14 protein-coding genes and 2 tRNA genes are annotated in these 13,867 nt (G+C 70.5%); 13 read left to right on the top strand and 3 right to left on the bottom strand.

Going from position 1 to position 13,867, the window contains the following annotated elements:
• Positions 1 to 41: 41 nt before the first annotated feature.
• Both HGN31_RS03635 and tyrS read right to left on the bottom strand, forming a co-directional pair.
• Positions 42 to 932, bottom strand: a complete 891-nt coding sequence (locus HGN31_RS03635) for a PfkB family carbohydrate kinase (RefSeq protein ID WP_168782358.1) — start codon at positions 930 to 932, stop codon at positions 42 to 44.
• The gene (tyrS, locus tag HGN31_RS03630; protein WP_168782357.1) at positions 929 to 2,176 is read right to left on the bottom strand and encodes a tyrosine--tRNA ligase; all 1,248 of its coding nucleotides are present in this window, start codon (positions 2,174 to 2,176) and stop codon (positions 929 to 931) included. The genes HGN31_RS03635 and tyrS overlap by 4 nt, the downstream gene beginning before the upstream one ends.
• Before the next feature lie 112 nt (positions 2,177 to 2,288).
• Here tyrS and HGN31_RS03625 point away from each other — a divergent pair, with 112 nt between their 5' ends.
• The 7 genes from HGN31_RS03625 (at position 2,289) to HGN31_RS03595 (ending at position 7,386) form a co-directional block, all read left to right on the top strand.
• On the top strand, positions 2,289 to 3,392 hold the full coding sequence (locus HGN31_RS03625) for an anhydro-N-acetylmuramic acid kinase (protein ID WP_168783794.1): 1,104 nt from the start codon (positions 2,289 to 2,291) through the stop codon (positions 3,390 to 3,392).
• A 138-nt stretch (positions 3,393 to 3,530) separates the two neighbouring features.
• Positions 3,531 to 4,316, top strand: a complete 786-nt coding sequence (locus HGN31_RS03620; RefSeq protein WP_168782356.1) for a PRC-barrel domain-containing protein — start codon at positions 3,531 to 3,533, stop codon at positions 4,314 to 4,316.
• 178 nt (positions 4,317 to 4,494) lie between these two features.
• Positions 4,495 to 5,709, top strand: coding sequence for a hypothetical protein (locus tag HGN31_RS03615; protein WP_168782355.1), 1,215 nt, complete (start codon positions 4,495 to 4,497; stop codon positions 5,707 to 5,709).
• Positions 5,710 to 5,919: 210 nt separating this feature from the next.
• A tRNA-Asp gene (locus HGN31_RS03610) sits at positions 5,920 to 5,996 on the top strand.
• A 27-nt stretch (positions 5,997 to 6,023) separates the two neighbouring features.
• Positions 6,024 to 6,100: transfer RNA gene (locus HGN31_RS03605), tRNA-Asp, on the top strand.
• Positions 6,101 to 6,220: 120 nt separating this feature from the next.
• Positions 6,221 to 6,691 carry an SspB family protein gene (locus HGN31_RS03600; RefSeq protein ID WP_043132825.1) on the top strand — a complete coding sequence of 157 codons (471 nt, stop codon included), beginning with the start codon at positions 6,221 to 6,223 and terminating at the stop codon, positions 6,689 to 6,691.
• A gap of 137 nt (positions 6,692 to 6,828) precedes the next feature.
• A complete protein-coding gene (locus HGN31_RS03595; protein WP_168782354.1) occupies positions 6,829 to 7,386 on the top strand; it encodes a class I SAM-dependent methyltransferase in 558 nt (185 codons plus the stop codon).
• Between the two features lie 49 nt (positions 7,387 to 7,435).
• On the opposite strand, the gene HGN31_RS03590 is transcribed toward HGN31_RS03595, so the two are convergent.
• Entirely contained in the window at positions 7,436 to 8,383 is a 948-nt protein-coding gene (locus HGN31_RS03590) for a Hint domain-containing protein (RefSeq protein WP_168782353.1), read from the bottom strand.
• Positions 8,384 to 8,622: 239 nt separating this feature from the next.
• Between HGN31_RS03590 and fumC the strand changes: the two genes are divergently transcribed.
• From fumC to HGN31_RS03560, 6 genes are all read left to right on the top strand, one after another.
• Entirely contained in the window at positions 8,623 to 10,017 is a 1,395-nt protein-coding gene (gene fumC / locus HGN31_RS03585) for a class II fumarate hydratase (protein ID WP_168782352.1), read from the top strand.
• Between the two features lie 25 nt (positions 10,018 to 10,042).
• A complete protein-coding gene (locus tag HGN31_RS03580; protein ID WP_156116122.1) occupies positions 10,043 to 10,201 on the top strand; it encodes a hypothetical protein in 159 nt (52 codons plus the stop codon).
• Between the two features lie 32 nt (positions 10,202 to 10,233).
• On the top strand, positions 10,234 to 10,929 hold the full coding sequence (locus HGN31_RS03575; protein WP_211096327.1) for a fumarylacetoacetate hydrolase family protein: 696 nt from the start codon (positions 10,234 to 10,236) through the stop codon (positions 10,927 to 10,929).
• 151 nt (positions 10,930 to 11,080) lie between these two features.
• Positions 11,081 to 11,797, top strand: coding sequence for a GntR family transcriptional regulator (locus HGN31_RS03570; RefSeq protein WP_036709407.1), 717 nt, complete (start codon positions 11,081 to 11,083; stop codon positions 11,795 to 11,797).
• Positions 11,798 to 11,896: 99 nt separating this feature from the next.
• Positions 11,897 to 12,859 carry a dihydrodipicolinate synthase family protein gene (locus tag HGN31_RS03565; RefSeq protein ID WP_036701467.1) on the top strand — a complete coding sequence of 321 codons (963 nt, stop codon included), beginning with the start codon at positions 11,897 to 11,899 and terminating at the stop codon, positions 12,857 to 12,859.
• A gap of 143 nt (positions 12,860 to 13,002) precedes the next feature.
• Entirely contained in the window at positions 13,003 to 13,824 is an 822-nt protein-coding gene (locus HGN31_RS03560; RefSeq protein ID WP_052171726.1) for a transporter substrate-binding domain-containing protein, read from the top strand.
• Positions 13,825 to 13,867: the final 43 nt, after the last annotated feature.

Raw genomic sequence — 13,867 nt, 5'->3', positions numbered from 1 at the left:
CGCTGCCCCGGACCCCGGGATATTTGGGCCAAAAGAGAAGATCAGTGTCCCGCGACATGGGCGGCGGCGGCGGCGATGGCGGCGTCGAGCGCTTCGGCGCGGTCGGCGCCCTGCTCTTCGGCCAGAAGATGGGCGGCGAGGAAGCAGTCCCCGGCGCCGGTCACGCGGGCGATGGTGACGGGCGGCGGCTGACGGGTCAGCACCTCGGCCGCGCCGCGGGCCGCACAGGCGGCGGGGCGCGCGCCGTCGGTGACGAGGACGCGGGCCGCCCCGCGGGCGACGACGGCAGCGGCAGCCTCGGCCGCGCCGGCGCAGGGATGGCCGGCAAGCGTCTCGGCCTCGGCGCGGTTGAGGTAGAGCGTGACGTGATCCGGCCCGATCAGCGGGGCGAGGCGTTCGGCCTTGCCGGGGCTCGCCGGCACCACCCGCAGGTCGGCGCGGGCGAGCGCCGGGTCGGCGGCGATGGCCGCGAGCTGCGCGGTCGTGAGGTTGCCGTCCACCACGACGAGGCCGCGCCACGGGGCGGCGGCGCTGCCCAGCCGGCCGTCGCGCAGGGGCGCCAGCACCGCCTCGCCCGCCGCCTCGAGTGAGTGGGCGTCGGCGATGGCGGCGATCAGCCCCTCGCTGTCCTCGATCGCCATGTAGGCGTCGGTGGGGCGCGCCGGGTCGCGGTGAACCCAGTCCACCCCCACCCCCAGCGCGCGGGCCGCGTCGATCAGCGCCGCGCCCTCGGGGTCGGTGCCGACCGCGCCCAGCACCGCCGCCGCCCGCCCGCGCGCGGCCAGCGCCGCGGCGACGTTGAGGGCGACGCCCCCCGGCTGGTGGCGGATGCGGCCCGGCACGTCGGCACCCGGCCCCATCGGCGCCGGGCTGCGGCCGATCACGTCCCAGAGCACCGCGCCGAGACAGAGGACGGGCAGGGCCGCGCTCATGCCGGGCGCAGCATCCGGTGCTTCTTCTTGCCGATCGAGACCTTGATCCCGTCGCCCACCGTCTCGGCCGTGACCATCGCCTGCGGATCGCTGACGGCGGCGTTGTCGAGCCTGAGCCCGCCCTCGGCGATCAGCCGCTTGGCCTCTTTCCCCGAGCCGACCAGCCCCGACTGCACCAGCATTTGCTGGACGCTCACCCCCTCGGCCAGCACCGCGGCGGGCAGCGTCACCACCTCGAGGTCGCCGCCGGCGCCGCCCTGCTCGAACACCTCGCGCGCGGTCGCCTCGGCCGAGGCGGCGGCGTCGGGGCCGTGCAGCAGCGCCGTGACCTCGTTGGCCAGCCGCACCTTGGCGGCGTTGATCTCGGACCCGCCGAGCGCGCCCAGACGCTCGCATTCCGCGACCGGCAGCTCGGTGTAGAGCTTGAGGAAGCGGCCCACGTCGGCGTCGGTGGTGTTGCGCCAGAACTGCCAGAACTCGTAGGGCGACAGCATCGCCCCATTCAGCCAGACCGCGCCGCCCGCCGACTTGCCCATCTTGCGCCCGTCCGAGGTCGCCAGCAGCGGCGAGGTCAGGCCCCAGATCTCTCGGTCGAGCACCCGGCGGGTCAGGTCGATCCCGTTGACGATGTTGCCCCACTGGTCCGACCCGCCCATCTGCAGCCGGCAGTCGTAGCGCCGGTAGAGCTCGAGGAAGTCGTAGGCCTGCAGGATCATGTAGTTGAACTCGAGGAACGACAGCGACTGTTCGCGGTCGAGCCGCGACTTGACGCTTTCAAAGGACAGCATCCGGTTGACCGAGAAGTGCCGGCCGATGTCGCGCAGGAACTCGAGGTAGTTGAGCCCGTCGAGCCATTCGGCGTTGTTGAGCATCCGCGCGCCCTCGGGACCGTAGTCGAGGTAGCGCGCAAAGACCTGCCCCATGCCGTCGATGTTGCGCTGGATGGCAGCATCGTCGAGCAGCGGGCGTTCCTCGGACCGGAAGGACGGGTCGCCGACCTTGGTGGTGCCGCCGCCCATCAGCGTGATCGGGCGGTTGCCGGTCTTCTGGAACCAGCGCAGCATCATGATATTGAGCAGGTGCCCGACGTGCAGGCTGGCCGCCGTCGCGTCGTAGCCGATGTAGGCGGTGACCGGCCCCTCGATCAGCGCCTCGTCGAGGGCCTGAAGGTCGGTGCAGTCGGCCAGATAGCCGCGCTCGATCATCACGCCGAGAAAGTCGGATTTCGGACGGTATGTGGTCATCGGCGCAGCTCCGGGTCGGGTGGCAGGGGTTTTTCCCCAGGTTTCGACGTGGCTATACAGCCGGGCAGGGGCAAGGGAAAGCGAGGGGCGGATGTTCGGCACGGCGGGGGGCCTGACCCGGGGCCGGATGGTCACGGCGCTGGGGATGATGTCGGGCACCTCGCTCGACGGGGTCGATGCGGCGGTGCTGACGACCGACGGCGAGGAGATCGCGGAGTTCGGGCGCAGCGGCTTTAGGCCCTACGCCCCGGCCGAGGCCGACGTGCTGCACGCCGCCCTCGGGCGCTGGCCGGGCGAGCCGGGGGTCGCGGCGGCGGCGGCGCTGTCGGTCGCCTCGCACGCGGCGCTGGCGGCGGAGTTCCCCGAGGCGGCGGTGATCGGCTACCACGGCCAGACGCTCGCCCATGATCCGGCCGGGGGGCGGACCCATCAGGCCGGGCAGGGGTGGCGACTGGCGCGGGCGACCGGGCGGCCGGTGGTGTGGGATTTCCGCACCGAGGACGTGCGGCAGGGCGGCGAGGGCGCGCCGCTGGTGCCGGTCTTTCACCATGCGCTGGCCCGCTGGGCGGTGGGGCAGGGGCAGCTGGCGGCCGCGCCGGTGGTGTTCCTGAACCTCGGCGGGGTCGGCAACCTGACCTGGTGCGATCCGCGCGCGGCCGATCCGCTGGGCGCCTGCCTCGCCTTCGACACCGGCCCGGCGAACGCGCCGCTGAACGACCTGATGCGGGCCCGGCGCGGGGCGGCGCGCGACGAGGGCGGGGCGCTGGCCGCCGCGGGGGCCCCGCGCGAGGCGGTGATCGCGGACTTCCTGCGCCACCCGTATTTCGCCCGGCCCGCGCCCAAGTCGCTGGACCGGGATGCCTTCGCGGGGCTCGGCCCGGCGGTCGCGCAGATGGACGACTCCGATGCCGCCGCGACCCTGGTCCACGCGGCGGCGGCGGCGGTGGCGGCGGGGCTGGCGTTGCTGCCGGCGCGCCCGGCGTCGATCCTCGTCTGCGGCGGCGGGCGGAGGAACGCGGCGCTGATGGCGGCGCTGGGCACCCGCACGGGCGTCACGGTGCAGCCGGTCGAGGCCGCGGGCCTCGACGGCGACATGATCGAGGCGCAGGCCTTCGCCTTTCTCGCCGTGCGGGTGCTGCGCGGCCTGCCGACCTCGGGGCCGTCCACGACCGGCGTTCCGGGCCCGGTCTGCGGCGGGCGGATCAGCAGTCCGTGAGGGGCGCGGGGCGGGCGGCCGCCTCGCCTGCGGCGCGGAAACATTTCCGAGGGAACGACTTTCTCGCGGGGTGCGTTGTCGGCTCGAAGCGGGGGTCCGGAAGGGTCGCCGCCGAGACCTAGAGGAAGGACTGACCCGATGAAAGCTTTGCTTCTCGCCGCGACCTCGTCGCTTGCGCTGACCGGTTTCGCCATGGCGCAGACCGCCGCCCCGGCGCCTGCCCCGGCCACCACCACCACCACGACCGTCGCCGACCCGGTGGCCGCCGCGGGCGACAAGGCCGAGGACGCTGCCGACAAGGCCGAGAACGCGGTTGACGCCGCCGGCAACAAGGTCGACGAGGCCGTGACGACCTCGGCCGCCGACAAGGCCGAGGATGCCGCGGACCGTGCCGAAGATGCGGCGGACAAGGCCGAGGACAAGGCCGACGCGGCCGCGACCGCGGGCACCGCGACCACGACCGCTCCGGCTGCGACCACCACCACGGCGCCGGCCGCGACGACCACCACCACGGCGACCACCGCGACCCCGGCCGACGCCGTCGTCGTGGCCCCCGACGTCGACGCGCCGGTGATGTCGGCCGAGAACCCCGGTCTGCTCGGTTCCTACATCATGAACCGCCGCATCTGGACGACCAACCAGCCGTCCTCGACCGCGTGGGCCGACAAGACCATGACCGAGCGTCCGGCCGAGTGGACCGACATCGCCAAGGTCGGCGACATCGTGGTTGACCCCGAGGGCAACATCATGGGCTACACCGCCGATATCGGCGGGTTCTTGGGCCTCGGCGCCAAGACCGTGCTGCTGGGCAAGGACGCCCTGCACCTGGTGCGAATCGGTGACGACGTGTTCTACGCGACCAACTTCACCAAGGAAGAGCTCGAGGCGTTGCCCGACTTCGACTCGACCACCGTGCTCAAGTGATCCGTGGCCGCCCTCGCGGCGGCCACCCCACTTAACAAAGAACAAGGGCGCCCGCGGGGCGCCCTTTCCAATTCTGGGGAACCCTAGGCGGGTCAAGTTGTTGTGACAGCGATGCCTGAGACACCGGCGGGCACGTCATAACAAAAATGACCTTAGAATGACCGAGAGGAAACTCCCCATGATGATCAAGCAGCTTCTGGGCACCGCGGCCGCCCTGTCCTTCGTCGCAGCCGGCGCGATGGCCCAGACGGCCCCGGCCCCGGCCGAGACGACCGCGCCCGCCGCGGATGCGACCGCGCCTGCGGCGACGGCGCCTGCGGCGACCGACGCGGCGACCACGGCTCCGGCCGCGACTGATGCAGCGACCACGGCCCCCGCCGTTGCCCCGGCGACCGACGCGACCGTTGCCGTTCCCGGCGGCCAGGTCGTCGTCCAGCAGGCCGAGCCGACCGTGAACGTCAACGTGCCGACCCCGGACGTGAAGGTGAACCAGCCCGCGCCTCAGGTGACGGTGGAGCAGCCCGAGCCGACCGTGACCGTCACCCAGGCCCCGCCCGAGGTGAACGTCGAGCAGTGCGCCCCGAAGATCACCGTGACCCAGGCCGAGCCGACCGTCACCGTCAACATCCCGCAGCCGGTCGTTTCGGTGGCGCTGCCCGATCCGGTCGTGACCGTGGGTGACTTGACCCCGGTGGTCACCGTCGACGTGCCCGAGCCGGTCGTCTCGTTCGTTCAGCCCGAGCCGCGCGTCGTGGTCGAGAGCGCCGATGCGAAGGTCAACGTGACCGACGCCGAGGCGCAGGTCGAAGTGACCAAGGCCAACGAGGCCCAGGTCGAGATCCGCCAGAACGAGGCCACCGTCGACGTCCAGCAGACCGGCGAAGCGCAGGTCAACGTCGGCGCCGCCCCGGCCCCGGAAGTCGCGGTCGAGAAGGCCGGCGAGGCTCAGGTCAACGTCGAGCAGGGTGATGCCGCGGTCAACGTGATCGGCGCGACCCCCGCCGCCGGCGCCGCTGCCCCGGCTGCCGCGCCCGCCGCGGCGCCCGCCGATGGCACCGTGGCCGTGGCCCCGGTGATGGCCTCGGACATCGCGCTGCGTGAGGGCTACACCGCCGTCCCGGCCGGTGAAGTGACCGGCGAGGGCCTCGACGGGCTGCAGGTCTTTGCCCGCGAAGGCAACGACTACCGCGAAATCGGCGAGATCGACGCCTTCGACGCCGCGAACAACGCGGCCATCGTGTCGGTGGGCGGTTTCCTCGGGATCGGCGAGCGTCAGGTTTCCTACCCGCTGGACCAGATCTCGTTCCAGCGCACCGCCGCGGGCGACCTCGAGGCCTATGTCGGCACCCCCGCCGACCAGATCGAAAACCTGACGGCCTACACCCGCAACTGATCCGAGGCTAGGCTTCTGGACCGGAAAGGCCCCGCACCCGCGGGGCCTTTTCACGTTCCGCGCCGGTGTGATCACGGCACCGCCACGCGCCCGCGTCCGGGGTCGGGGGTTTTTTGCGGGAAACCCCTCCGACCCGCGCTTTGTCGCTTGACCGCACCGGCGGGGCTGCGTAAACCCCCCGCACCCCGGAGGCGATCCGGGTGTGGTTGGGCGGTTGTAGCTCAGTTGGTTAGAGTACCGGCCTGTCACGCCGGGGGTCGCGGGTTCGAGCCCCGTCAACCGCGCCACCACCACACCATCGCCCTGGACCATGCGCGGTTGTAGCTCAGTTGGTTAGAGTACCGGCCTGTCACGCCGGGGGTCGCGGGTTCGAGCCCCGTCAACCGCGCCATCCTTCCCCTCCCCCCACCTGACCGATGCGCCGCCGCGTCGCCCCGACGCGCCGGGCTTTTCATTCCCCGCGCCATCCCTATGCTCGACCCAAGGGACGAGCCTGCAGGAGAGACGCCACATGGCACGCGGAATCGACTATGGCGGCATGATGCATCGGGCGATGCAGGGTCTGATCGCCGATGTGCTGCAGGCCGTGGCCGAGGACGGCCTGCCGGGCGAGCATCATTTCTTCATTACCTTCGACACCCGCGACGAGGGGGTCGAGATGGCCGACTGGCTGCGCGAGCGCTATCCCGAGGAAATGACCATCGTCATCCAGCATTGGTTCGAAAACCTGGCGGTGACGCACGAGGGCTTTGCGATCACGCTGAACTTCGGCAACTCGCCCGAGCCGCTCTACATTCCCTTCGATTCGCTCCGGACCTTCGTCGACCCCTCGGTCGAGTTCGGGCTGCGGTTCGAGACGCAGGAGGACGGCGAGGACGACGAGGAGACCGCCGAGGCCCCGGCCGAGCCCGAGGCCGCCGCGCCCTCGACCCCCGCCACCGGCGGGGCCGAGGTCGTCAGCCTCGACAAGTGGCGGAAATAGCCGCCGACGGCCCCGCGGGCTTCGGCTGACATCGGACCGTCGCGGGACTGACGCGCGGCCGACACGGGGCCGCGGCGCGGCTGTCACATCGGGCGGCTAAGGGAGGGCGGAACCCGCCCCCCCGCATGAGAGCCCCGATGTCCGACCTCTCTCTCTTTCTCGGCCAGCTGATCCGTCGCCCGACCGAGATCCGCGCCATCGCGCCCACCGCCAGCGCCGCCGCGCACGAGATGGCCCGCTGCATCCTCCCCGAGATGGAGGCGGTGGCCGAGATCGGCGCCGGGACCGGCACCATCACCCGCGCCATCCTCGCCCGCGGCCTGCCGCCGGCCCGGCTCGAGCTCTACGAGCTGAACGCGGCCTTCTGTGCGCGGCTGCGGGACGCCTTTCCGGGGGTGACGGTGCACAACCGCCCGGCGCAGGACATGGTGAACGTCGGGCGCAAGAACCTCGACGCGGTGATCTCTGGCGTGCCGACCCTGCCGATGTCCGATGAAATGCAGCACGCCATCGTCGGGTCGGCGCTGTGGATGCTGAAGCCGGGCGCGCCCTTTGTGCAGATCACCTATGGCACCCAGCCGCCGCTGTCGGCGCGGGTGCGGGCCGATCTCGGCCTGACCCATACCCGCAGCCGCCGCATCTGGATGAACCTGCCGCCGGCGCAGGTTTATATCTTTCGCCAGGCCCCGGGCTGACGCGCCGACAGGCGCGCGCCGTGCCCGCGCGACGGACGACGAGCCGAGGTCAGTTGACCAGCGGCCGTTGGTTCTGCAGGTGGCGCACCGCCAGCTTGCGGGCCATCCGGCCGCTGGTCACGGTCCGGGCGGGCACGGCCGCATGGTCGGCCAGTTCCGGGAACAGGGCCAGGATTTCGGCGCGGGCCGCGATGCCCACGGATTTCAGTGCCTCGGGTCCGACCAGCAGCGATTCCGTCTCGGCGCCGTTCGAGAACACGATCTGGTGGTCGTCGAACAGGAAATGGATGTAGACGACTTCGCTCAGGTCCTGCGCGACGTCGATTCCGTCCAGCTGGCACAGTTGCTTGGCGGCGACCAGCACCTCGTCCGTGCCGAACATGCGCTGGGCGATCCGCGAGCGGACCAGGATGCGGTGCTGCGGCGACACGACCAAGTCGGCCGCCGGGCAGCCCTCGCCCAAGGCGCCGGCCCGGATGCGGATCGGCCGCAGATGCGGCGCGCGTTCCAGCGCGGCGGTGTCCAGCGCACGCCGCCCGATCCAGCGGATCGGCTGCAGCCCGGCGTCGCGGGTGCGCACCATGTCGCCCACCGCCAGGTCGCCGGCGGCCACGGGGCCGCGTGCCGTCTCGATCAGCGTGGCGGCGGAAAAGCAGGGCACGCCCGCCTCGTGCGGATCGAACGGTTTGAAGTTCTGCACCAGCCCGCTGGTGTCGACCTTGTCCCCGACCTCGTAGAGGCTGGTGGTGAACAGGGTGAAGTCCTTGAGGTTCCCGGTGTCGCCCACGGTAAAGGTGGCGGGGCGGGCGGGATCGGTTCCGCCGATCCCCCAAAGATGGCCGTGGCCCTGTTTCTGGAAATAGGCCGCCAGCTCTTTCTGGGTAAGCAGTCCGTCGCCGTTCTTGTCGTCGACGGTCAGGGTCTGCAGGCCGGACACCTCGGTCACGGCACCGTTGACGACCGTATACTGATACAGCGAGAATTCCAGAGTCGCCATCGTGCACCTTTTTCGTTGCGCTGGTCGAAAAGGGCGGGCCGAACGGTCCCTTGCAGACAGCGCATGCTATCGAAGCTTTCCCATTTTAACTGATTTCGCGCCGATGAAAACAGCTTTCCCGTGCCGGCGACCTGTCGGTTGGGATAAGCCGGGCCTGGTCGGCATGCAATTGCATACCCGTTGCCAAGCCGCGGCCGCTTGCCTAGAAGCCGCGCCAGGACTCGCAAGGGGGATTGAGGATGCCGACGACCCGCACCGAAACCGACAGCTTCGGCCCGCTCGAGGTGCCGTCCGACAAGTACTGGGGCGCGCAGACCCAGCGCTCGATCCAGAACTTCCCGATCGGCTGGGAAAAGCAGCCGGTGGCGATCGTCCGCGCGCTGGGCGTCATCAAGCAGGCCGCGGCGCAGGTGAACATGGCGACCGGCAACCTCGACCCGAAACTGGGCGAGGCGATAGTGCAGGCGGCCTCCGAGGTGGTGGCCGGCAAGTTCGACGACAACTTCCCGCTGGTGGTGTGGCAGACCGGGTCGGGCACCCAATCGAACATGAACGCCAACGAGGTCATCTCGAACCGCGCCATCGAGATTCTGGGGGGCGAGCTGGGCAGCAAGAAGCCGGTTCACCCGAACGATCACGTCAACATGGGCCAGTCGTCCAACGATACCTTTCCGACCGCGATGCATGTCGCCATCGGCATGGTCGCGCGCGACACCCTGCTGCCGGGGCTGGAAAAGCTCGCCGCCGCGCTGGAAGCCAAGCGCGACGAGTTCAAGGACATCATCAAGATCGGCCGCACCCACACGCAGGACGCGACGCCGCTAACCCTGGGGCAGGAGTTTTCGGGTTACGCCCATCAGGTCCGCATGGGGATCGAACGGGTCAAGCTGTGCCTGCCGCAGATCTATGAACTCGCGCAGGGCGGCACTGCCGTGGGCACCGGGCTGAACACGAAGAAGGGCTGGGACACCGCCATCGCCGCCGAGATCGCCAGGATCACCGGCCTGCCCTTTGTCACCGCGCCGAACAAGTTCGAGGCGCTGGCCGCCCATGACGCGATGGTGTTCTTTCACGGCGCGCTGAAAACCGTCGCGGTGAGCCTGTTCAAGATCGCCAACGATCTGCGGCTGCTGGGGTCCGGCCCGCGGTCCGGTCTGGGCGAGCTGATCCTGCCCGAGAACGAGCCGGGCAGCTCGATCATGCCGGGCAAGGTGAACCCGACCCAGGCCGAGGCGCTGACGATGGTCTGCGCGCAGGTGATGGGCAACGACGCGGCGGTCGGCTTTGCCGGCAGCCAGGGGCATTTCGAGCTGAATGTCTACAATCCGATGATGTCCTACAACGTGCTGCAGTCCATGCAGCTTCTGGGCGACGCGGCGGGGTCGTTCACCGACAACATGGTGGTCGGCACGCAGGCCAACCTGCCGCGCATCGACAAGCTGATGAAGGAAAGCCTGATGCTGGTGACGGCGCTGGCGCCGACCATCGGCTATGACGCCGCCACCAAGGTCGCCAAGACCGCCCACAAGAACGGCACCACCTTGCGCGAGGAGGCCGTGGGCCTCGGCTTCGTTACCGAGGACGAGTTCGACCGGATCGTGCGCCCCGAGCAGATGGTCGGCCCCGAGGACTGAGGCGCGGCGGGGCGCGGAGCCGCCCTTGCGCCGGGTCGTGGCGCGAGGGCTCGCGGCGGCGGGCCGGGGCATCCGCGCTCACCACGCCCGCCTCGCGGCGCCGGTCGGCCGCGCCAGCCTGCGCGGCTCCGCGTTCGTGCTGGCGGCGCTGCTGGCGCCGTTCGTCCTCTCGGGCTGGCGGTGAGGCCGCCGGCCCCTCAACCCCGGGTGACCCGCATGACCGCTCTGCTCTTTCCCGCCCCCGACTGGCCGGCGCTTCCGGTCGAGGGCTCCGACGCCCGCTTTCCGGTCCGCCGGGTCTTCTGCGTCGGGCGCAACTACGCCGCCCACGCCGCCGAGATGGGGGCCGAGGTCGACCGCGAGGCGCCGTTCTACTTCACCAAGTCGGCGCTGGCGGTGGTCCCCTCGGGGACGACCCAGCCCTATCCCCCCGCGACCACCGACCTGCATCACGAGGTCGAGCTGGTGGTGGCGCTGTGGGCCGTGGGGTTACGCGTCGCGCCCGAGGCGGCGATGGGGCTGGTCTGGGGCTACGGCGTCGGGCTCGACATGACCCGCCGCGACCTGCAGGCGGCCGCCAAGGACAAGCGGCGGCCGTGGTCGATGGGCAAGGACTTCGCGGCCAGCGCGGTGATCGGGCCGCTGACGCCCGCCGCCGGGTTCAGCCCGGACGGGCAGCGCATCGCGCTCAGCGTGAACGGCGACCTGCGGCAGGACGCGGTGCTGGCCGAAATGGTCTGGCGCGTGCCCGAGCTGATCGCGGACCTCTCGCGCTACGAACGCCTCGGGCCGGGCGACCTGATCATGACGGGCACCCCGGCGGGGGTGGGGGCGGTGGTCGCGGGCGACCGACTCGAGGGGCGGATCGACGGGCTGGCGCCGGTGACGCTTTCGGTCGGTCCCGCGGACTGAGGCTGCGCGGCGCCTGAGCCGCGCGCAACCGCTTGACCGAGAAAACCATATACCGACGCGCCAGGGGCCGTTAACACCTGCGGAGCTGGCGGGCGTGCCGCACGCGGCCCTGCCACGTCCCCGCTGCTCCCTTGCGAAGAGAACCGAATCGATGACCGACGAGAGCCTGGCAGCCCTGCCCGACGCCGCGCCCGAGCGCCGTCGCGGGTCCGGCGTGCGCCTTGTCTATGAAACCCTGCGCGACGAGATCCTCGACCTCGTGCTGCGCCCCGGCAGCGCGCTGGACGAGGTGGCGCTGGCCGAGCGCTTCGGGATGTCGCGTACCCCGATCCGCGAGGCGCTGGTGCGCCTGGCCGGCGAGGGGCTGGTGGACACGCTGCCCAACCGCTCGACGATGGTCGCGCCCATCGACTATCTGAACCTGCATCATTTCTTCGACGCGATCACGCTGATGTACCGGGTCAGCAACCGGCAGGCGGCGCGCTATCACACCCCGGCCGACCTGGCCCGCATCCGCGCCGCGCAGGCGGATTATGCCGCGGCGGTGAACGCGCAGGACGCGCTGGCGATGATCGCCGCCAACCGCGCCTTCCATGCCGCCATCGCCGAGGCGGGGGGCAATCCCTACTACACCCAGTTCTTCGTGCGGATGCTGGACGAGGGGCGGCGGCTCTTGCGGCTCTACTACCAGTCCTTCGACGACCGTTTGCCGCAGGAATACGTCGAGGAGCACGAGGCGATCATCGCCGCCATCGCGTCGGGCGACGTGGGCGCCGCCGACCGGCTGGGGCGCGCCCATGCCGACCAGATCGTGGCCCACATCCAGGCGCTGCTCGCGCGCGACGACCGCGACGACCCGGCGCTCTGACCTCAAATTCTTGTCGACAAGTAAAATACAATCGGGCAGAGTGAGCGGCGAGGACGAGTCGGGCACCGCCCGGCTGTGACATGAGGAGGAGACGGCCCGATGACCCCTGCGATCTTCACTGGCGTGATCCCGGCGCTGATGACCCCCTGCACCGCCGACCGGAAGCCCGACTTCGAGGCGCTGGTCCGCAAGGCGCGCGAGCTGATCGAGGCGGGGATGTCCTCGGTCGTCTATTGCGGCTCGATGGGCGATTGGCCGCTGCTCACGGACGCGGAGCGGATGGAAGGCGTCGAGCGGCTGGTCAAGGCCGGCATCCCGGTGATCGTCGGGACCGGCGCGGTCAATACCGCCTCGGCCGTGGCCCACGCCGCCCACGCGCAGAAGATCGGCGCCGCCGGCCTCATGGTGATCCCGCGGGTGCTGTCGCGCGGCAACTCGCCCATCGCCCAGCGTCACCACTTCAAGGCCATCCTGTCGGCCGCGCCCGACCTGCCCGCGGTGATCTACAACTCGCCCCATTACGGGTTCGAGACCCGCGCCGACCTGTTCTTCGCGCTGCGGGCCGAGCACCCGAACCTCGTCGGCTTCAAGGAGTTCGGGGGCAAGGCTGCGATGTCCTATGCCGCCGAGTACATCACCGCGGGCAACCCCGACGTGGTGCTGATGGCGGGCGTCGATACCGGCGTCTATCACGGCTACGTCAAGGCGGGTGCGGCGGGCACGATCACCGGCATCGGCAACGCCATCCCGCGCGAGGTGCTGCACTTCGTCGCACTGGCCCAGAAGGCCGCGACCGGCGACGTCGATGCCCGCGTCCGCGCCCGCGAGCTGGGCGAGGCGCTCGAGGTGCTGTCGACCTGGGACGAGGGGACGGACCTCGTCCTCTACTACAAGCACATGATGGTCATGCAGGGCGACGCCGAATACGCGCTGCATTTCAACGAGACCGACGAACTGACCCCGAGCCAGCGGGCCTGGGCCGAAGCGCAGTTCAACCAGTTCCGCGCCTGGTACGCGGAATGGAGCAAGCTGCCCGGCGCGGTGCAGGACTGCCTGCCCTGAGGTCCGCCCATCGCCGCCGGAGAGAGGCGGATCGATCTGCATAATCCATGTATTTCAGATTGATCCGTGGCGGCGCTCACCCGAAGGTGGGAACAATCGGGAATCGAAACCGGGCCAGAGCGCCCGAGAACAGGGAGAGACACATGACCGCCAAGACCACCGTGAAGACTCTGGCCTTCGGGCTCATGGCCGCGACCGCGCTTGCGGGCACCGCGCAGGCCGACAAGCTCGACGACATCATCGCCTCGGGCACGCTGCGCTGCGCCGTGGTGCTCGACTTCCCGCCGATGGGGTCGCGCGACGCCAACAACCAGCCGGTCGGCTTTGACGTCGACTACTGCAACGACCTCGCCAAGGCGCTGGGCGTCACCGCCGAGATCGTCGAGACCCCGTTCCCCGAGCGCATCCCGGCGCTGATGGCGGGCCGCGTCGATGTCGGCGTCGCCTCGACCTCGGACACGCTCGAGCGGGCCAAGACGGTCGGCATGACCGTGCCTTATTACGCGTTCGAGAACGCCGTCGTCGCCAACGACAAGGTCGAGATGACCAACTGGGAAGGCATGAAGGGCAAGACCGTCGGCGCCACCGCCGGCACCTACGAGGCGATCTGGCTGGAAGGCAAGGTCAAGGAGTGGGGCGAGGGGCAGTTCCGGCCCTACCAGACCCAGGCCGACGTGTTCCTGGCGCTGAGCCAGGGCCAGCTCGACGCCACCGTCTCGACGGTCGAGGTCGCCAACGCCAACGTCAAGTCGGGCAACTTCCCCGGCATCCGCGTCGTGGACAAGGCGCCGATGGTGCCGGACTATGTCTCGCTGTTCACGCTGCGGCAGGAATACGGGCTCATCAACTACATGAACCTGTTCATCAACCAGCAGGTCCGCACCGGCCGCTACAAGGAACTGTACAACAAGTGGGTGGGCGAGGGTGAGCCTGCCGACCTGACCATCAAGGGCGTCTATCGCTGATCGGCAGGGGCGGCGCCGGCTGAGGCCGCGCGCCGCCCGGCCT

This window comes from Paracoccus sanguinis (assembly GCF_012689545.1).
Taxonomy (GTDB): domain Bacteria; phylum Pseudomonadota; class Alphaproteobacteria; order Rhodobacterales; family Rhodobacteraceae; genus Paracoccus; species Paracoccus panacisoli.
This window is presented reverse-complemented; position numbering and strand designations above follow the sequence as displayed.

Excerpts from the sequence above, each read along its gene's own strand:
- HGN31_RS03565 (WP_036701467.1), top strand. The coding sequence starts at position 11,897 with ATGACCCCTGCGATCTTCACTGGCGTGATCCCGGCGCTGATGACCCCC.
- HGN31_RS03600 (WP_043132825.1), top strand. The coding sequence starts at position 6,221 with ATGGCACGCGGAATCGACTATGGCGGCATGATGCATCGGGCGATGCAG.
- fumC (WP_168782352.1), top strand. The coding sequence starts at position 8,623 with ATGCCGACGACCCGCACCGAAACCGACAGCTTCGGCCCGCTCGAGGTG.
- HGN31_RS03615 (WP_168782355.1), top strand. The coding sequence starts at position 4,495 with ATGATGATCAAGCAGCTTCTGGGCACCGCGGCCGCCCTGTCCTTCGTC.
- tyrS (WP_168782357.1), bottom strand. The coding sequence starts at position 2,176 with ATGACCACATACCGTCCGAAATCCGACTTTCTCGGCGTGATGATCGAG.
- HGN31_RS03570 (WP_036709407.1), top strand. The coding sequence starts at position 11,081 with ATGACCGACGAGAGCCTGGCAGCCCTGCCCGACGCCGCGCCCGAGCGC.
- HGN31_RS03595 (WP_168782354.1), top strand. The coding sequence starts at position 6,829 with ATGTCCGACCTCTCTCTCTTTCTCGGCCAGCTGATCCGTCGCCCGACC.
- HGN31_RS03590 (WP_168782353.1), bottom strand. The coding sequence starts at position 8,383 with ATGGCGACTCTGGAATTCTCGCTGTATCAGTATACGGTCGTCAACGGT.
- HGN31_RS03575 (WP_211096327.1), top strand. The coding sequence starts at position 10,234 with ATGACCGCTCTGCTCTTTCCCGCCCCCGACTGGCCGGCGCTTCCGGTC.
- HGN31_RS03560 (WP_052171726.1), top strand. The coding sequence starts at position 13,003 with ATGACCGCCAAGACCACCGTGAAGACTCTGGCCTTCGGGCTCATGGCC.
- HGN31_RS03635 (WP_168782358.1), bottom strand. The coding sequence starts at position 932 with ATGAGCGCGGCCCTGCCCGTCCTCTGTCTCGGCGCGGTGCTCTGGGAC.
- HGN31_RS03620 (WP_168782356.1), top strand. The coding sequence starts at position 3,531 with ATGAAAGCTTTGCTTCTCGCCGCGACCTCGTCGCTTGCGCTGACCGGT.